Annotated in this window: 15 protein-coding genes; 6 read left to right on the plus strand and 9 right to left on the minus strand. The window is 66.3% G+C overall.

Features of this window, described 5'->3' with window-relative positions; translation table 11 throughout:
- The first annotated feature begins 22 nt into the window (after positions 1-22).
- Both ASF79_RS08435 and ASF79_RS08440 read left to right on the plus strand, forming a co-directional pair.
- Complete coding sequence (locus tag ASF79_RS08435) at positions 23-658, plus strand: HAD-IA family hydrolase (protein ID WP_055854641.1); 636 nt, start codon at positions 23-25, stop codon at positions 656-658.
- A 20-nt stretch (positions 659-678) separates the two neighbouring features.
- Positions 679-1764: an NADH:flavin oxidoreductase/NADH oxidase gene (locus ASF79_RS08440; RefSeq protein WP_055853716.1), complete on the plus strand. Its 1086-nt coding sequence runs from the start codon at positions 679-681 to the stop codon at positions 1762-1764.
- 30 nt (positions 1765-1794) lie between these two features.
- Here the strand turns inward: ASF79_RS08440 and ASF79_RS08445 are convergent, their stop codons facing one another.
- From ASF79_RS08445 to ASF79_RS08455, 3 genes are all read right to left on the minus strand, one after another.
- Positions 1795-2832, minus strand: coding sequence for a hemolysin family protein (locus tag ASF79_RS08445; RefSeq protein ID WP_055780642.1), 1038 nt, complete (start codon positions 2830-2832; stop codon positions 1795-1797).
- Complete coding sequence (locus ASF79_RS08450; protein WP_055780639.1) at positions 2825-4192, minus strand: hemolysin family protein; 1368 nt, start codon at positions 4190-4192, stop codon at positions 2825-2827. Before ASF79_RS08450 ends, ASF79_RS08445 begins: the two co-directional genes overlap by 8 nt.
- 103 nt (positions 4193-4295) lie before the next feature.
- Entirely contained in the window at positions 4296-5735 is a 1440-nt protein-coding gene (locus ASF79_RS08455; protein WP_055780636.1) for a GuaB1 family IMP dehydrogenase-related protein, read from the minus strand.
- Between the two features lie 188 nt (positions 5736-5923).
- Between ASF79_RS08455 and ASF79_RS08460 the strand changes: the two genes are divergently transcribed.
- Positions 5924-9751, plus strand: a complete 3828-nt coding sequence (locus ASF79_RS08460) for a multifunctional oxoglutarate decarboxylase/oxoglutarate dehydrogenase thiamine pyrophosphate-binding subunit/dihydrolipoyllysine-residue succinyltransferase subunit (RefSeq protein WP_200933551.1) — start codon at positions 5924-5926, stop codon at positions 9749-9751.
- A 52-nt stretch (positions 9752-9803) separates the two neighbouring features.
- On the opposite strand, the gene ASF79_RS08465 is transcribed toward ASF79_RS08460, so the two are convergent.
- Entirely contained in the window at positions 9804-10046 is a 243-nt protein-coding gene (locus tag ASF79_RS08465; RefSeq protein ID WP_055853721.1) for a hypothetical protein, read from the minus strand.
- Positions 10043-10663, minus strand: a complete 621-nt coding sequence (locus ASF79_RS08470; RefSeq protein WP_055854643.1) for a sigma-70 family RNA polymerase sigma factor — start codon at positions 10661-10663, stop codon at positions 10043-10045. Before ASF79_RS08470 ends, ASF79_RS08465 begins: the two co-directional genes overlap by 4 nt.
- A gap of 203 nt (positions 10664-10866) precedes the next feature.
- Between ASF79_RS08470 and aroA the strand changes: the two genes are divergently transcribed.
- Genes aroA through ASF79_RS08485 form a run of 3 tightly spaced genes read left to right on the plus strand, consistent with a single transcriptional unit; the run spans position 10867 to position 14168 of the window.
- Positions 10867-12240, plus strand: coding sequence for a 3-phosphoshikimate 1-carboxyvinyltransferase (gene aroA, locus ASF79_RS08475; protein ID WP_055853723.1), 1374 nt, complete (start codon positions 10867-10869; stop codon positions 12238-12240).
- Positions 12237-13292, plus strand: a complete 1056-nt coding sequence (gene rsgA / locus ASF79_RS08480) for a ribosome small subunit-dependent GTPase A (protein WP_055853725.1) — start codon at positions 12237-12239, stop codon at positions 13290-13292. The genes aroA and rsgA overlap by 4 nt, the downstream gene beginning before the upstream one ends.
- 51 nt (positions 13293-13343) lie before the next feature.
- Complete coding sequence (locus ASF79_RS08485; RefSeq protein ID WP_055853727.1) at positions 13344-14168, plus strand: inositol monophosphatase family protein; 825 nt, start codon at positions 13344-13346, stop codon at positions 14166-14168.
- On the opposite strand, the gene ASF79_RS08490 is transcribed toward ASF79_RS08485, so the two are convergent.
- Genes ASF79_RS08490 through ASF79_RS08505 form a run of 4 tightly spaced genes read right to left on the minus strand, consistent with a single transcriptional unit; the run spans position 14165 to position 18924 of the window.
- Positions 14165-14833 carry a DUF4166 domain-containing protein gene (locus tag ASF79_RS08490; RefSeq protein WP_162239076.1) on the minus strand — a complete coding sequence of 223 codons (669 nt, stop codon included), beginning with the start codon at positions 14831-14833 and terminating at the stop codon, positions 14165-14167. The genes ASF79_RS08485 and ASF79_RS08490 overlap by 4 nt on opposite strands.
- Before the next feature lie 12 nt (positions 14834-14845).
- Positions 14846-17509, minus strand: coding sequence for a phosphoenolpyruvate carboxylase (locus tag ASF79_RS08495; RefSeq protein WP_055781937.1), 2664 nt, complete (start codon positions 17507-17509; stop codon positions 14846-14848).
- 51 nt (positions 17510-17560) lie between these two features.
- Positions 17561-17890, minus strand: coding sequence for a protealysin inhibitor emfourin (locus ASF79_RS08500; RefSeq protein WP_055780617.1), 330 nt, complete (start codon positions 17888-17890; stop codon positions 17561-17563).
- Entirely contained in the window at positions 17887-18924 is a 1038-nt protein-coding gene (locus tag ASF79_RS08505; protein ID WP_055853731.1) for a M4 family metallopeptidase, read from the minus strand. Before ASF79_RS08505 ends, ASF79_RS08500 begins: the two co-directional genes overlap by 4 nt.
- Positions 18925-18954 lie beyond the last annotated feature (30 nt).

The following is an 18954-nucleotide window of genomic DNA, read 5'->3' on the forward strand; positions in this document are numbered from 1 at the left end:
CTCTTCCGACGTGCGGAGCTTCATGCCCATCAGCATCCCCGGCAAGGTCGTGGTCTTCGACTACGGCGAGGTCATCTCCTTCTCCCCCTCGGATGCCGACCGCCAGGCGCTGCTGTCGATCGCCCGGGTGCCGGAGGAGAAGTTCTGGCCGCCGTACTGGGCCAATCGGGACGCTCTCGACGGCGGCACCCTGAGCATCCGCGACTACTGGCTCGCGATCGCTCGGCACGCCGGGGTCGAATTCAGCGAGTCGCGCATCCAGCAGCTCTGGATCGCCGACTATCGGAGCTGGCTCAGCATCAATCCCGATACCTACGACATCCTCCTCGCGCTTCGCGACGGCGGCACGCGCATCGCACTCCTGTCGAACGCGGGCTTCGATTTCGGCGACTACTTCCGTCACGGGCCCATGGGCGCTCTCTTCGAGCGGGTCTTCGTCAGCGCGGAGATGGGCCGACTGAAACCGGACGAGGGCATCTATCTCGAGGTACTGCGCGATCTCGGCGTCGAGGCTCACGACATGATCTTCATCGACAACAAGGCCGTCAACATCGAGGGAGCGGCGAGCGTCGGCATCGCCGGTCACGTGTTCACGACCGCACCTCTTCTCCGCGCCTACCTCGACGACACAGCCGCATCCGCGACTCCGGCCTCCTGACACCCCACGAAAGACCCCTCATGAGCGAATCCATCCTCTTCCGTCCACTCAGCATCCGGGGCGTGACCATCCGCAACCGCATCTGGGTCGCGCCCATGTGCCAGTACTCCGCCGAGGCCTGCGACGGCATGACCACCGACTGGCATCTCGTGCACCTGGGATCCTTCGGCCAGGGCGGTGCTGGCCTCGTGATCACCGAGGCGACGGCAGTGAGTCCGGAGGGCCGCATCTCTCCGCAAGACCTGGGAATCTGGAACGACGAGCAGACGCAGGCGTTCCGGCGTATCACCGACTTCCTGCACGGCCAGGGCGCGACGACGGGCATCCAGTTGGCCCACGCCGGCCGTAAAGCCTCGACGTATCGGCCCTGGGCACCCGAGCGCGGCACGGTTCCGATAGATGCCGGCGGTTGGCCGACCGTGGCGCCGTCGCCTGTCGCATTCCCCGGCTACGCGACGCCCGGCGAGCTCGACACCGCTGCGATCGACGGTGTCGTCGACGACTTCGTCGCCGCGGCCCTCCGGTCGATCGATGCCGGATTCGACGTGCTCGAGATCCACGCGGCCCACGGCTACCTGATCCATCAGTTCCTCTCGCCGCTCAGCAATGAGCGCACAGACGAATACGGGGGAAGCCTCGAGAACAGAGCCCGGCTCCTCCTCCGGATCGTCGGCGAGACCCGGGCCGCGGTCGGCGAAGACGTTCCGCTCCTGGTGCGCTTCTCCGCCACGGACTGGGTGGACGACGGCTGGAACGAAGAGCAGACCGCCACCGTGGCAGCGTGGGCGAAAGACGGCGGCGCCGACGTGTTCGACATCTCGAGCGGCGGGAACATGACCGGCGTCACGATTCCGGTGTCGCCCGGTTATCAGGTTCCCCTCGCCGAGTACGTCGCGGCGAACGGCGACGTTCCGGTCAGCGCCGTGGGTCTCATCACGACGGCGGCCCAGGCCGCCGAGATCGTCGACGAGGGTCGCGCCGATGCGGTCATGCTCGGACGCGAGATGCTCCGAGACCCGCACTTCGCCCTGAGAGCTGCGCACGAGCTGGGCGTGACGGTCGATTACTGGCCTGCTCAGTACGAGCGCTCGGCCTGGCCCGCCTAGAACCGCGGCACGCGCCCGACGGCTCGATTGTCAGAGCCGCCGAGTCGCGTCCTGGACCTCGCCCACCAGCTCCTCGATGATGTCCTCGAGGAAGAGCACGCCGGTTGTGCGACCCGACTCGGAGAACGTGCGCGCGAGGTGCGCGTTCGTACGGCGCATGCTGGCCAGTGCGTCTTCGAGTTCCGTTCCCTCGTAGATCGAGACGAGCTGCCTGATGCGTTTGGCAGGCACCGGCAGGTCGACCTCGTCTGCATCGATGTCGATCACGTCTTTCAGGTGCAGGTAGCCGTCGGGGCGCCCCTCCTCATCGACCACGATGTAGCGAGAGAAACCGTGTTTGGCCACGGCGTGCTCGATCTCGGCGGGGGTCACGTGGTCCGAGAGGCTCACGAGCGATTCGAGTGGAACAGCCACGTCTTTCACCGTCTTCGAGGTGAACTCGAACGCCGCGTTGAGAGCGCCGGTCGTGTCGCTCAGCACACCCTCGCGAGTGGACTGCGAGACGATGGTCGACACCTCGTCGAGCGTGAACGCGCTCGCCGCCTCGTCTTTCGGCTCGACACCGAACAACCGCAGGATCGAATTGGCGGTCGCGTTGAGCGCGACGATCGCGAACCGGAAGATTCGGGCGAGCCACACGAGAGGCGGAGCGAGCAGCAGAACGGCGCGCTCCGGAAGCGAGAACGACAGGTTCTTGGGAACCATCTCGCCGAAGACGACGTGCAGGAACGAGACGATGAGCAGCGCGATGACGAACGCGATCGTGCCGATGACCTCCTCCGGCAGGCCGGTGAACGCCAGAGGAATCTCGAGCAGGTGATGGATCGCGGGCTCGGAGACGTTGAGGATCAGCAGCGAGCACACGGTGATTCCGAGCTGACACATGGCCAGCATCAATGTCGCGTGCTCCATGGCCCAGAGCGCGGTCTTGGCGCTCGCCTTGCCCTGCTCCGCCAAGGGCTCGATCTGCGATCGACGAGCCGAGATGACGGCGAACTCGGCGCCGACGAAGAAGGCGTTGGCCAGGAGAAGCACAACGAGCCAGACGATACCCAGCCAATCAGCCACGGTCGTTCACCTCCGTATTCGATTCGTCGGTGATGAGCGCGTCGACGGGGGCCGCTGCCTCGTCGGTGGCGATCGGGGTGAAGCGGATGCGATCGATACGACGTCCGTCGAGCCGCACGACCGCGAGTTGGCCGGTGGGCAACTCGACGGTGTCTCCGACGACGGGAAGCCGACCGAGTTCGCTCATCATGTAACCGGCCACCGTCTCGAACGGACCATCGTCGGGAACGCTGATTCCTGCGCGATCGGCGAGCTCATCGGGTCGCAGCATTCCGGGGAACGACACGGAGTTCAGGGTCTTGACCACTCCGGCGCGTGACCGGTCGTGCTCGTCGTCGAGTTCGCCGACGAGCTCTTCGACCAGATCTTCGAGTGTGACCACACCCGCCGTTCCGCCGTATTCGTCGACCACGATCGCCATCTGGTAGCCGCGTCCGCGCAGCTCACCGAGGAGCGAGTCGAGCTTCATGGTCTCGGGCACGCGGATGACGCTCGAAGCGAGTGCCGCGGCCGGCACGTCGTGCCTCCTGTCGCGCGGAACGCTGACGGCCTGCTTGACGTGCACGACTCCGACGATGTCGTCGATGTCGTCGTCCAGCACGGGGAAGCGGCTGTGTCCCGTCGTTCGGGTGAGCGTGATCACGTCTTCCGCGCTGTCCGTGCGCTTGACGCTCGCGATGCGGGGCCTCGGCGTCATGGCGTCGGACGCCGTGTGTCCGGAGAAGAGCAGAGTGCGGTTGAGCAGTGTCGCAGTGTCGACGTCGAGGCTGCCCTGCATGGCAGATCGGCGCACGAGCGACGAGAGCTCCTCCGCGGTGCGGGCGCCCGACAGCTCTTCTTTCGGCTCGATGCCCATAGCTCGCAGCAACCCGTTCGCGCTGTTGTTGAGAAGACTCACGGCGGGCTTGAACACCATCGTGAAGAGGCGTTGAGCCGGAATCACCAGCTTCGCGGTCTGCAGCGGCAGGGCCAGCGCGAAACTCTTCGGCACGAGCTCGCCGACGATCATCGACAGCAGCGTGGCGAAGACGATCGCGATCGTCGCGGAGACGCCCGGCACGACCGCTTCGGGGATGCCGACGCCGGTCAGAGGGGCGCGAAGCAGATTCGAGATGGCCGGCTCCATGGTGTACCCGGTGAGCAGGGTCGTGAGCGTGATGCCGAGTTGAGCGCTCGAGAGATGCGTCGACGTGATCTTCAGCGCCGCGATCGTCGGGCCGAGGCCCGTCGCACCACGATTCTGCCGCGTCTCGAGATCGTTCCGATCGAGATTGACGAGCGCGAACTCGCTGGCGACGAAGATGCCGGTACCGAACGTGAGAACGATACCGACGCCGAACATGATCCAGTCAAGAGGCATGAGTGCCGCCGGAACTGCTCAGAAGAAGGGATGGATGGGCTGAGGGAGGGTCGTCCATTGTCTCGCCAGTATACCGGCAGCCGGCGCCAGAGCGGCCGTGCTCCTACCAGCTGACGGGCAACGCCTTGCCCTCTTCGTACCCCGCCGCCGACTGAATGCCGACCAGCGCGCGATCGTGGAACTCGGCCACGTCGGAGGCGCCCGCGTACGTGAACGAGCTGCGGACTCCGGACGTGATCATGTCGAGCAGATCCTCGACAGAGGGGCGCAGCGGGTCGAGGTAGATGCTGCTCGACGAGATCCCCTCGGCGAACAGGGTCTTGCGGGCGAGCTCGTAAGCGTCGAGACGTCCGAAGCGGTCTTTCACGGCCTTGGTCGACGCCATGCCCCAGCTCTCCTTGTAGAGCCGACCCGTCGCATCCGTCTTCAAGACGCCGGGGGCCTCGATCGTGCCCGCGAACCATGAACCGATCATCACGCTCGACGCCCCGGCGGCCAGAGCGAGGGCAACGTCGCGCGGGTAGCGCACTCCCCCGTCGGCCCAGACGTGGGCGCCGAGTTCACGAGCCGCGTCGGCCGTCTCGAGCACGGCAGAGAACTGGGGTCGTCCGACGGCCGTCATCATGCGGGTGGTGCACATGGCGCCCGGGCCGACTCCGACCTTGAGGATGGTGGCACCCGCAGACACGAGATCGCGCACCGCATCGGCGGTCACGATGTTGCCGGCCACGATCGGGAGGCCGAGGTTCTCGTTCGCCACCGTCTCGATGGCGCGCAGCATGCCCTCCTGGTGTCCGTGCGCCGTGTCGATCACCAGCACGTCGACGCCGGCCGCCGCCAGGGCCCGGGCCTTGGATGCGACGTCGCCGTTGATTCCGACCGCCGCGGCGACCCGGAGCCGACCCTGCGCGTCGACCGCCGGTGTGTAGAGCGTAGAGCGGAGCGCGCTGGTGCGGCTGAGCGTTCCGATGACCGATCCGTGCCTCATCACGGGAGCGAACTCGAGCTCGGCCTCGACCATCGCATCGAACGCCTCACGGGGCGAGTCGATGTCGTCGGCCGACAGCGCGGTGAGCGGTCCGTGCAGCAGATCTCCGAGGAGCGCGTCGGGCAGTGCCGAGGCGAGCCGGGCAGCAGCGATGCATCCGAGATACACCCCGGCGGAGTCGTGGATGACGATTCCGTGCCCGGCCACCGCGGGAATCTGACGCAGAGCCTCCTCGACGGTGTCATCCGGGGCGAAATCGAAGGGGGTGTCGAATTCGACGGGCTGCGCCTTCACCCAGCGAATCGCCGCATCGAGGTCCTGCAGATGCATGTCCTGCGGCAGCACACCGAGCCCGCCGCGTCGCGCCAGAGTGGCGGAGAGCCGGGGGCCCGTGACCGAGTTCATGTTCGCGCTGACGATCGGGATGCTCGCTCCCGTGCCGTCGTTCGGCGCGAGAGACACGTCGAGCCTGCTCGTCACCCGCGACCGTGACGGCACGAGGAAGACGTCTGAATACGTGAGGTCGTGGGTCGCGGTCGCGTGATAAAACTCCATACCTCAACGGTAGTCGCTTCCGCGCCGAGCGGGCCCACGTCGGGTGGCGCTTCAGGCTGAGGGGATTAGGCTTGACCATGAACGTGTCGGGCGCCCGCCGGCAACGATGCAGGGCGCTGACGACTGTCATGAATGTACTGATTTCAGGCGAATTGTCGATGCACGATGAAGAGAGTGGGCGATCGGGCTTGTCTAGCCAAACGACCGGAGTGGAAAACGACGAGAGCGCGTCGGAGTTCGGAGCCAATGAATGGCTCGTCGAGGAGCTCTACGAGCAGTTCAAGGTAGACCGCAAGTCGGTCGACGAGTCGTGGTGGCCGATCCTCGAGAGCTACCACTCGACCGTGGTGTCCAAGGGCGGTGCAGCCTCGGCGCCGACGGCCCAGCAGGCGCCACCCGCGGCGACCGAATCCGAGCAGATCGCCGAAGCCTCCGAAGCGACCACCCCGCCGACGTCACCCGTCGCCACGGTCTCGACCGAGGCGCCGTCCGGCGCATCCGTCGCCGACCAGCGCGAGAGCCAGCCCGCGGCCCGCACGACGAGCATGCAGGCGCGACAGGCGCCGATCCCCGCAGAGGCACCGGTCTCCGCGCCGAAGCGTGACACCACGGCAGAGTCCACCAGCAACGAAGACGACGTCGAGAAGGACACGGTCACCCCGCTCAGAGGTATGGCCAAGACGCTCGCGACCAACATGGATGCCAGCCTCACCGTGCCGACGGCCACCAGTGTCCGCTCGATCCCGGCGAAGCTGCTGATCGACAACCGCATCGTCATCAACTCGAACCTCAAGCGCAGCCGCGGCGGCAAGGTATCGTTCACCCACATCATCGGCTGGGCCCTCGTGCAGGCGATGAAGGAGTTCCGCAGCCAGAACGTCTACTACGACGAGGTCGACGGAAAGCCCTCGGTCGTCGCGCCGGCCCACGTCGGACTGGGCATCGCCATCGACATCCCGAAGCCCGACGGCACACGCGCCCTCCTCGTTCCGGGAATCAAGCGCGCCGACACCATGGGCTTCAACGAGTTCCTCGGGGCTTACGAAGAACTGGTCAGCCGCGCCCGAGCGAACAAGCTCACGGCATCCGATTTCCAGGGCACCACGATCTCGCTCACCAACCCCGGCGGAATCGGAACGGTGCACTCGGTTCCGCGCCTGATGAAGGGGCAGGGTTGCATCATCGGCGCCGGAGCCCTCGAGTACCCCGCCGAATTCCAGGGCACGAGCGCGAGGACGCTCAACGACCTGGGTATCGGCAAGATCATCACTCTGACGAGCACCTACGACCACCGCGTCATCCAGGGCGCCGGTTCCGGTGAGTACCTGCGCAAGGTGCACGAGCTGCTCATCGGTGAACGCAACTTCTACGAGAACATCTTCGCCGAGTTGCGCATCCCCTACGCTCCGATCCACTGGGCTCCCGACATCAGCGTCGACCTCTCGGACGCCGTCGACAAGACCGCTCGGGTGCAGGAACTGATCAACGCCTTCCGCGTGCGCGGCCATCTGATGGCCGACATCGACCCCCTCGAATACCGCCAGCGCACGCACCCCGACCTCGACATCGAGAACCACGGGCTGACCCTGTGGGATCTCGACCGAGAGTTCGTGACCGGCGAGTTCGGTGCGAAGCGCAGCGCGCTCCTCCGCGACATCCTCGGCGTGCTCCGCGACTCCTACTGCCGCAAGACCGGCATCGAGTACATGCACATCCAGGATCCCGCCCAGCGCAAGTGGATTCAGGACAAGGTCGAGCGTCCTTACGCCAAGCCCGGCCACGACGAGCAGATGCGCATCCTCGCCAAGCTCAACGAAGCCGAGGCTTTCGAGACCTTCCTGCAGACCAAGTACGTCGGCCAGAAGCGATTCAGCCTCGAGGGCGGTGAATCCACGATCGCGCTCCTCGATGCGATCATCCAGGGTGCCGCAGACGAAGGTCTCGACGAGGTCGCGATCGGTATGGCGCACCGTGGCCGTCTCAACGTGCTCACCAACATCGCCGGTAAGACCTACGGTCAGATCTTCCGCGAATTCGAGGGCACTCAAGACCCGCGAACCGTTCAGGGCTCGGGAGACGTGAAGTACCACCTCGGCACCGAGGGCACCTTCCACGGCAGCGACGGCACCGAGATTCCCGTCTACCTCGCCGCCAACCCGTCGCACCTCGAGGCTGCCGATGGCGTCCTCGAAGGAATCGTCCGGGCCAAGCAGGACCGCAAGGCGATCGGAACGTTCTCGACGCTGCCGATCCTCATCCACGGAGACGCGGCCCTCGCGGGACAGGGCATCGTGGTCGAGACCCTGCAGATGTCCCAGCTGCGCGGCTACCGCACCGGCGGAACGATCCACATCAACATCAACAACCAGGTCGGCTTCACGACCCCTCCCGGCGAATCACGCTCGTCGGTCTACTCCACCGACGTCGCGAAGACGATTCAGGCTCCGATCTTCCACGTGAACGGCGACGACCCCGAGTCGGTCGTGCGTGTGGCGCAGCTCGCCTTCGAGTACCGGCAGCAGTTCCACCGCGACGTCTTCATCGATCTGATCTGCTACCGACGCCGCGGGCACAACGAGGGCGACGACCCGTCGATGACCCAGCCGCTCATGTACAACCTCATCGAGGCGAAGCGCAGTGTGCGCCGGCTGTACACGGAGTCTTTGGTGGGTCGTGGCGACATCACCGAGGAGGAGTACCAGGCAGCCCACCGAGACTTCCAGGACCGCCTCGAGCGCGCCTTCGCCGAAACCCACGCCGCGCAGACCTCGTCGATTCCGGTCATCACGGCCGACGGATCGAGCGTCGCGGATCTCGAGCTTCCCGATGCTCAGCAGAGCGACTCGGCCAGCTCTGATGCGTTCTCGACCGCGGTGGCGGAGTCGACGATCCACCAGATCGGCGACGCGTTCCAGAACAAGCCCGCCGGCTTCACGGTTCACCCCAAGCTGCAGCAACTGCTGAACAAGCGTCTCGAGATGAGTCGTTCGGGCGGAATCGACTGGGCATTCGCCGAGCTGCTCGCCCTTGGTTCACTGCTGCTCGAGGGCACCCCCGTGCGTCTGGCCGGTCAAGACACGCGTCGCGGCACCTTCGTGCAGCGTCACGCGGTGCTCCACGATCGGGAGAACGGCCAGGAATGGCTGCCGCTGGCCAACCTCAGCGAGAGCCAGGCCAGATTCTGGATCTACGACTCCCTGCTGAGCGAATACGCCGCGATGGGCTTCGAATACGGCTACTCCGTCGAGCGGCCCGATGCTCTCGTGCTCTGGGAGGCCCAGTTCGGCGACTTCGCCAACGGCGCTCAGATCGTGATCGACGAGTTCATCTCGTCGGCCGAGCAGAAGTGGGCGCAGCGCTCGTCGCTCGTCTTGCTCCTGCCTCACGGCTACGAAGGCCAGGGTCCCGACCACTCCTCGGCTCGCATCGAGCGCTACCTGCAGCTGTGCGCAGAGAACAATATGACCGTCGCGCGTCCGTCGACGCCGGCCTCGTATTTCCATCTGCTGCGCCGGCAGGCGTACGCTCGTCCGCGCAAACCGATGGTCGTCTTCACCCCGAAGGCGATGCTGCGGTTGCGCGGCGCGACGAGCGACGTGCCCGATCTCACCAACGGAACATTCGAGCCGGTCATCGACGACAGTCGCATCACCGACAGGTCTTCGGTCACTCGGGTTCTGCTGCACTCGGGCAAGATCCACTACGACCTGGTCAACGAACTGCAGAAGAATCCCGACGACACGATCGCGCTGGTGCGTCTCGAGCAGTACTACCCGGCTCCGCTCGACGAACTGAAGTCGGTTCTCGATCAGTACCCAGACGCCGACGTGGTGTGGGTGCAGGACGAGCCCGAGAATCAGGGAGCCTGGCCCTTCGTGGCGGTCGAGGTCGCACCGCACCTCGGGCGTTCGGTGCGTGTCGTGTCACGCCCCGCGGCGGCATCGCCCGCGGCCGGATCGGCCAAGCGCCACGCCGTCGAGCAGACCGAGCTCATCGAGCGCGCCACCCAGAGGTGATGATCGGTCGGTTCCTCGGGCGTGGCTCGAGGAACCGACCGCTAGCCGCGTGTCAGTGCGTGGCTTGAATGGTGCGGATCTTCAGCAGCACCTGGTCGCGCAGGTCGCCGGGCGCGGTCTCGCGACAGGCACGCTGAACGGCCTCGGTCAGCACGCGTCCGACATGCAGCTCAGACTCGCAGTCGATGCATCCGGCGAGGTGCTCGCGGATGTCTTCAGCGTCTGTCGAGCAGAGTTCGTTGTGCAGGTATTCCTCGAGTTCGGCCTTGGCCTTATCGCAACCGCAATCGGTCATTTCTTCGTGCTCCCCGTCTTCGATGCGACATTAATGCCGCGATCTGCTGCGTAGTCGGTCAGAAGTCCCCGGAGAAGTCGTCTGCCTCGATGCAGACGACTCATCACTGTGCCGACAGGGGTCTTCATGATGTCGGCGATCTCCTGGTAGGAGAAACCTTCGACGTCGGCGAAATAGACCGCCAGACGGAAATCTTCGGGTATCGACTGCAGCGCGTCTTTGACCGCGCTGTCGGGCAGGTGATCGATGGCCTCTGCCTCGGCAGAGCGGCTCGACATCGCGGTGGCCGATTCGGCCTCGCCCAGCTGCCAGTCCTCCATATCGGAGATCGTGCCCTTATAAGGGTCGCGCTGCTTCTTGCGATATGTGTTGATGAACGTGTTAGTGAGAATGCGGTAGAGCCACGCCTTGAGGTTCGTGCCCTGCTCGAACTGCCCGAAAGCCGCGTAGGCCTTCACGAACGTCTCTTGAACCAGGTCTTGAGCGTCGGCAGGATTGCGCGTCATGCGCAGGGCAGCGCCGTACAGCTGATCGAGGAACGGTATCGCCTGTTCCTCGAACAGATCCCGCGGATCTGGGGTGGCCGCCGGAGGGGTGTCAGGTGTGGAGTTGCTCATCAGAGCAGAGTCTACTTTGGCGAGGGCGCGTTCCGCCCAGGCCATGCCTGGGGTTGCGAGCGAAGGCCGTACGCGTTCCTGTGTCAGCATGTCTGCCCCCACCTCCTGCCTCTCGCTCCGCCGTCGGTCCGTTCGACCGCCATACGATCAACAACGACGATCGGAACGTCGTTTATTCCGCTGTCGCGGTAATCTGGGGAGCAATGGGCATCATCAATCAACTCGATCCGCGCTTCTCCCCCTACGACGACGAGACGCCGGGGGTCGCCGCCGTTCCTCCCGGCGATGCGCCGTGGCCGGCCCCGACCACCTCCGGGCCGATCGACGCCGCTGTCGTCCTGCCCGGCTCGAAGAGCCTGACGAACCGGCAACTCGTGCTGTCGGCGTTGGCCGATTCGCCGTCGACACTCCGCGCTCCTCTGCACTCGCGCGACACCACCCTGATGGTCGAGGCGCTCCGATCCATGGGAACGACCATCGAGGCAGTCGCCGGTGGGGGCGAGTTCGGCGAGGACTGGCTCATCACTCCCGCCGACGAGCTTCTCGGCAGTACGACGGTCGACTGCGGGCTCGCCGGAACGGTGATGCGATTCATCCCGCCCGTCGCCGCGCTGGCCCTCGGACCCGTCGTGTTCGACGGCGACGAGGCCGCTCGTCGCAGGCCCATGAAGACGACGATCTCATCGCTCCGCTCGCTCGGCGTCGATATCGCAGACGACGGAGCCGGGGCGCTGCCCTTCACCGTGCACGGCACGGGTGCTGTCACGGGCGGGGAGATCGTCATCGATGCGTCGAGCTCTAGTCAGTTCGTCTCCGGTCTTCTGCTCTCCGCCGCTCGGTTCGACGAGGGCCTCGTACTGCGTCATTCTGGCGAGCGGGTGCCCAGCCAACCCCATATCGAGATGACGATCCAGGCTCTGGCAGATCGCGGCATCACCGTCGAGACGCCCGAGCCGGGCGTCTGGGCGATCGTCCCCGGCAGCATCCGGGGTGCGACCGTCGACATCGAGCCCGATCTCTCGAATGCGGCGCCCTTCCTCGCCGCGGCCGTGGCCACCGGCGGGCGGGTGAGCGTCAGCGGCTGGCCGACGACCACCACTCAGGTGGGCGCCCACCTCATAGACTTCCTGCCGCTCTTCGGGGCCACCGTGTCACTGGTCGATGGGGTGCTCACTGTCGAAGGCACGGGCCACATCAACGGCATCACGCTCGACCTCTCCGAAGGCGGAGAGCTCGCTCCGGCGTTGGTGGCGCTTGCCGCTCTCGCCGACTCGCCCAGCGAGATCACCGGCATCGGACACATCAGACACCACGAGACCGACCGGCTCGCTGCCCTCGCTGCCGAGATCACGGCGCTGGGTGGTGCCGTCACCGAACTCGACGACGGGCTGCGCATCGAGCCCGCGCCTCTGCACGGCGGAACGTGGAAGACGTACGCCGACCACCGGATGGCCCACGCCGGCGCGATCATCGCGCTCGTCACCCCCGATGTCCTCATCGAGGACATCGCCACGACCTCCAAGACGCTCCCCGAGTTTCCCGAACTCTGGAGCGCGCTGGCCGCGAGCAGCTCATGACCTGGTGGTCGAACGACGACGATGACGACGACGACGAGGAGTCGCAGTACGACGAGTCGAGCGTTCGTGTGCGGCCCAATCCGAAGGGCAACAAGCCGCGCACGAAGATCCGCCCCGAGTACGCCGATGCAGTGCCGGGTCGCATCCTGACGGTCGACCGGGGGCGCTTCACCGTCTTGGTCGACGAGGACACACCAGGCGAACGGGCGATAACCGCATCGCGGGCCCGCGAGCTGGGCAAGACCGCCATCGTGACCGGTGACCGGGTCGGTCTCGTGGGTGATACCTCCGGAGCCGAGGGCAGTCTCTCTCGGGTGGTCAAGATCATTCCGAGAACCACGCTGCTGCGGCGCAGCGCTGACGACACCGACGCCGTCGAGCGCGTCATCGTGGCCAATGCCGACCAGATGCTGATCGTCGTGGCGGCCGCCAACCCCGAGCCGCGCGCACGACTCATCGATCGCTACCTCGTCGCCGCGTTCGATGCCGGGATCACGCCGATCCTCTTCATCACGAAGACCGACCTCGCCGATCCCGCCGAGTTCCTCTCGGAATTCGACTGTCTCGACCTCACCGTGATCACGGGTCAACGCGACGAACTGCCCCTCGACGAGTTGAAGGCTCTGCTCATCGGCCACACCACGGTGACCGTGGGCCATTCCGGGGTCGGCAAATCCACCCTCGTCAACGCTCTGGTACCAGGTACCGATCGGGCGATCGGGCGAGTGAACGTCGTGACCGGAAGGGGCCGGCACACGTCCTCGTCGACCCTCGGCCTTCGCGTGCACGACGACGAGGGCCGCTCCGGCTGGATCATCGACACGCCGGGCGTGCGTTCGTTCGGCCTCGGCCATGTCGACCCGGCGAACGTCCTGAAATCCTTCGCGCGGATGGCTATTCCTTCCTCCGTGCCTCCGCCCGATGGCATCCCGCTCAGCCAGGCTCACGATTGGGAGATCGTCGACCGTGTGCTGGCGGGCGAATTGGGATCGAGCGGCATAGCCCGCATCGAGTCGCTGCAGAAGCTCGTCGGCTCGCTCAGCGACTCGTAGCAGCCGCTCGGCGATGACGGTGTGTTCACCCGCGCTGACTACGCTTGGGGCATGACCGAGCCGTACGCAGATGATCTGGCCCTCGCCCTCACGATCGCAGACGCCGCCGATGCGATCTCGCTCGATCGCTTCATGGCGCTCGATCTCGTCGTCGAGAAGAAGCCCGACCGAACACCGGTGACGGATGCGGACAGGGCCGTAGAACGCGAGATCAGAGACCGGCTCGCCGAGGCGCGTCCCAGCGACGCCATCCTCGGCGAGGAGTACGGCTCCGCCGGCGACTCCGTTCGACAGTGGATCATCGATCCCATCGACGGAACGGCGAACTACCTGAGGGGCGTCCCCGTGTGGGCGACCCTGATCTCCCTCGTCGTCGACGGCGAGCCCGTGGTCGGAGTCGTGAGCTCCCCCGCCCTCGGACGCCGCTGGTGGGGTGCGCTTGGTCAGGGCGCCTGGACGACGGACTCCACCCTCGCACCGGCATCGCCAGCCCGACGCCTCGCGGTATCGGCCGTCGCGCGGCTCGACGATGCGAGCGTGAGCTACAACAGCCTGAAAGGGTGGGACGAGGCCGGCAGGCTCGACAGCCTGCTCTCGCTGAGCCGCGGAGTCTGGCGAACCCGGGCCTACGGCGAGATGTGGTCGTACATGCTCGTCGCGGAGGGCGCGCTCGATGTGGCCGGCGAGTTCGACCTGCAGCCCTACGACATGGCAGCTCTCATCCCCGTCATCCATGAGGCCGGCGGTCGATTCACGTCCATCGACGGCGTTCCCGGCCCGTGGTCGGGCTCTGCTCTCGCCACCAACGGGCTGTTGCACGACGAGGCGCTCCGCGTGCTCGCCGAGGAGAGCTCCGCCCCACGAGTGGCGCGCTAGTACCGTCGGTCGATGCGCGTCGTCTCGACATCGTCGACCCGACCCGCCCGAGGGTCGTACTCGAACGACCCGCGGTAGGCGAACACCTGACCGAAGACCGGATGCGTCAGGGTGACATCGACGCGCTGGCACGCCGATGCCGCATCCCAGCGTTCGAGGAGGTCGACGCGAGCCGACAGAAGCCGAGGAACGGCGAGGCGCAGACGACCGAGCCACAGCCAGGTTCCGACAGACCGCATCTGGAGCCAGCCCTCGGGTGACACGGAGAGCCTCAATGACACTTCCAGAAACCGGGTCCGACCGAGGAAGTCGTGGAGCAGCCCGTCGCGGCCGGCCAGCATCGTGTCCTGCATGGTTCGCGTCACTCTCGCGAATGCAAAAGTGCGGGTTGAGCTGAGACACAGCCGACCGTGGGCATCGGAATGCGGCACGTTGACCACGGTGAGACCCACGCCGTTGCCGCGTTCGCCGAACAGCGCGTCGGCCCTGGCTATCGCCGCGAACAGAGGCACGAGCCAGGCCTTCGTCGGCCCGGCGAAGGCGTAGACCCCGCGCCCGATTCCCGCCTCACCTCGGGCAGCACCGCCGACGTAGTGCGACAGTTCCGGCTGCAGCCGATCGGTCTGGTCGCCGAGCAGGGCCTGATACACGGACCGGTGCGCCACGGGCACGGTTGTCTATCCCGTGTTCTGCAGGCCGGCGGCGACACCGTTCACGGCGAGCAGGAGTAGTCGATGCGTGTCGTCCGCCGGGTCGACGCTGCCTGACCTACGCACTGCTCTCAGCGCGCGCAGCTGCAGCAACGACAGAGCGTCGACGTAAGGGCTTCTCAGACGCACCGCGCGCTGCAGCACGGGACGGCCCTCGAGGATCTCCCCGTGCCCTGTGGTTCGCCGTACCCACTCGCGGGTGAGTTCCATCTCGTCGAGCACGAGCGAAGCCAGGTCGTCGCGGTCGCCCAGGGCGAGGTACCGCTCGGCGAGCCTGTCGTCGGTCTTCGCGAGCGACATCTCGACGTTGTTGATCATCGCGGTGAAGAGCGGCCAGCGCTCGTAGGCGTCGCGGAGGGCGTCGACGTCTCCCACAGCGGCGAGAGCCGAACCCAGCCCGAACCACCCGGTCAGGTTGATTCGCGCCTGCGTCCACGCGAACACCCATGGGATGGCCCGCAGATCCTCGAGCGATTCGACCGACAGACCGCGGCGGGCGGGCCGGGAACCGAGCGCCAGCAAGCCCACTTCCTCCATCGGCGTGACCTGGGCGAACCAGGGAGCGAACCCATCGGCCTTGATGAGCTCGAAGAAGCGTTCGCGCGAGCGGAGATCGAGCGTGCGGGCGATGTCGGCGAAGTCACGCGTGGCGGTGTTGTTCGCCTCTTCGTTCGACGGACTCGACGCGAGCAGCGTCGCCGCAGCCATCTGTTCGATGTGGCGCGCCGCGATGGCCTTGTCGCCGTACTGAGCGAAGATCACCTCGCCCTGCTCGGTCAGTTTGAACCGGCCCTGCACTGATCCCCCGGGCTGGGCCATCACGGCCTCGTTGGCCGGACCGCCACCGCGACCGAGTGCGCCGCCTCGACCATGGAAGAGGGTCAACTCGATGTCGTTGTCCTGCGCCCAGCGCGAGATGCGCTCCTGCGCCGAGTACAGGGCGAGCGTCGCCGAGACCGGTCCGACATCCTTCGACGAGTCGGAGTACCCGAGCATGACCTCGAGACGCCGACCGGTTGCGGCAAGCCGTTCCTGCACCTGCGGCAGCGTGATCATCTCGTCGAGGATCGTCGTGCTCGCTTCGAGGTCGGCGAAGGTCTCGAAGAGGGGAACCGCGTCGAGGACCGGCGCTGCCTCGGGCGATCCGAGGGCGGCCTCGGCCAGGGCGAACACGGTGGCGATGTCGGCGGAGGACTGGGTGAATGAGACGATGTAGCGGCGCGCCGCGGCCGTCCCATAGCGCTTCTGCAGTGTCGAGATGGTGCGATAGACCGACAGCACCTCCTGCGTCATCTCACTCAGTTCGCCCCCGGCCCGGATCTCTTCGAGAGCCTGGCGGTGCACCTTGGAGTGCTGGCGAACCTCGAGCTCGGCCAGGTGGAAACCGAAGGTCTCGACCTGCCAGATGAGGTTCTGCAGTTCGCCGTTGGCGCTCCGATCGGCGCCGGCCTCGCGGAGGGACTGCTGGATGACCCGCAGATCGGAGATCAGCTCATCCGGCAGGCCGTAGGCCAGGTCGGTGCCTTGACGCGTGGCGACGATGCGCGCCGCGACGACCATGAGCACGCGGCGATGAGGCTCGTGCGGCGAACGAGTACCGATCTGGCTGGTCACCTGGGGGGCGATCGACTGCTGCCGCTGCCACAGAGCCATCAACGCGTCACTCGCCGGGGTGTCCTCGGAATCGAGGGTCAGCGTGCGACCGATGCGGGTGGCCGCGTGTTCGAGACCGAAGAGAATGTGCTCGCTCGCGATCGCTGCCGCCTCCTCGGTGACCTCTGCCGTGACGAAGGGATTGCCGTCACGGTCCGCCGCGATCCAGCTCCCGAGTCGCATGAAGGCCGGAGCGACGACGGGCGCCTTGCCGGCTTCGGAATCGAGCATCCAGTCGTCGAGCAGCCGGTAGACCTGCGGCACGACCTGAAACAGCGTCTGGTCGAAGATGTTCATCGCCGTACGCACCTCGTCGAGGGGGGTCGGCCTGGTCGTTCGCAACGGAGAAGTGCGCCAGAGAACGTCGATCTGCTCGAGCAGGCGCCGTTCGATCTCTGCCGAAGCCAGGCGGCCCTGCTGACCGGCGTCTCTGTCAGAGAGGAGATCGCTGATGCGACGGATGGCAGAGGCGACCGCCCGGCGGCGCGCCTCTGTCGGATGGGCGGTGAGCACGGGGTGGAATCGAAGCGCTGCCAACCGCGCCGCCGTCTCGTCTCGACCGACCTCGTCGACGAGACGCTCGATCGCCGCGGGAAGCGAATCCGCTGGAGCCGGATCGCTCGGAGAGGAGAAGCGCGTTCTCAGCACCCGCACCCTGTGGTGCTCCTCCGCCAGATTCGCCAGGTGGAAGTAGCTCGTGAAGGCACGCGCGACCTGCTCGGCCCGCACGGGCGTGAAGGAGTCGACCAACTTCTCCGCGTCTTCGATCGACGCATTGTTCTGCTTCTCGTACGCGTCGATGGTGAGTTCGCGCAACCGCTCGACGTCGTTCAGGAGTTCTGCGCCACCGGCTTCGGTCAGAATCTTTCCGAGTAGCGATCCGAGTAGACGAACGTCGGAGCGCAACGCAGCGTCGACCTCGTCGCGAATGCTTCTGCGGCTGGGCTCGGGAGTGCCAGGGTTCGTGTCAGCGAAAATCGTCACCGACCTAAACTAGCGCTCCCGTGTTGACGGCATGTTTCGTCGTCGTCATAAGTCGACGCGATCGGTCGACTGCACGCGGTCGATCAGCTGCCTCCACGGTCCGACCACGCGGGTTTCTGGAAGGGTCGCCCGCAGTTCGGAGTCGTCGGTGTCGACGACAGCCGCCAGGGCATCGGGAGGCGACTCGACAGTGATGACGAACACGAAGCGATCAGGCACGCCGTCACCATCGAGATCTCGTGCCTCACGCCAGGGACAGGCGTCGAGGATTCGGAGCCATTCCTCGAGTGCCGACCGCGATTCTGCGCCGAGCTCGACACGCCATGTGCGACGCAGGGCTGCGAAGCCGCCGGTGCGCACGACGATGATGTTCATGCGCGCACACCCACCGAAGACCAGGCCCGTTCGACCGCGTCGAGTTCACTCGAGCCGTCGCCGAACCGATTTCTCGCGGACTGCCCCGTCGCCCGTGCGAAGTCGGCGAAAGTCGCCGCGGGAGCGAGCATTCCCTGAGTGAGGGTGTCGTACCAGATCTGGCCAGCGCGCTGCCACGCGTACCCGCCGAGCGTTTCGGCCACCAGGTAGAACGCGCGATTCGGGATCCCGGAGTTGATGTGGACCCCGCCGTTGTCGTCGTTCGTGTCGACGAAGTCGCGCATGTGTGCGGGTTGTGGATCGACGCCCAGGATGTCGTCGTTGTAGGCGGTGCCGGGAGCTTTCATCGAGCGGAGCGCAGCCCCCTCGACCATGTCTGTGAACAACTCCTCACCGATGAGCCAGCTCGCGTCGGCAACGGTCTGCTGCCGGGCGTACTGCTCGACCAGAGATCCGAACACATCGGAGACGGACTCGTTGAGCGCGCCGGACTGCCCCGAGTAGTCGAGCGGGTTCGAGTACTGGGTGACCCCGTGGCTCAGTTCGTGTCCGATGACGCTGAGCGACAGGGTGAAGCGGCGGAAGATCTCTCCGTCTCCGTCTCCGAAGACCATGCGCTCGCCGTCCCAGAAGGCGTTGTCGTACCGAGAGCCGTAATGCACCGTGGCGTCGAGCCCGAGCCCCCTGTCGTCGATCGACGACCGGCCGTAGGCGTCGGCGAAGAGCGCGTATGTCGCCCCGAGGCCTTCGTATGCCTCGTCGACCGCCGGGTCAGCCGTCGGTGCGCCACCTTCGCGCCTCACGACCGTGCCGGGCAGGACCTCCCGGCCACCCGCGTCGCTGATGGTGCGCTGAGGACCGCGGGCCGCCTGCGTCGGGTCTGCCGGGCGCAGCACCGCGCTCTGGCGCGCGGCGCGCAGCGGTCGGGTGTTGAGCAACGTCTGGTGAGCGGCCGTAGCGACCGTCTCGAGATTGCTGGCATCGAGCGTCGACAGGCGGGCCAGCAGGTACGGGGGAACAATCGTGCATCGCATGAATCGAGCCTCGCACCTACGACCGACACC

Origin of the sequence: Agreia sp. Leaf335 (genome assembly GCF_001423605.1) — a bacterium.
GTDB lineage: Bacteria > Actinomycetota > Actinomycetes > Actinomycetales > Microbacteriaceae > Agreia.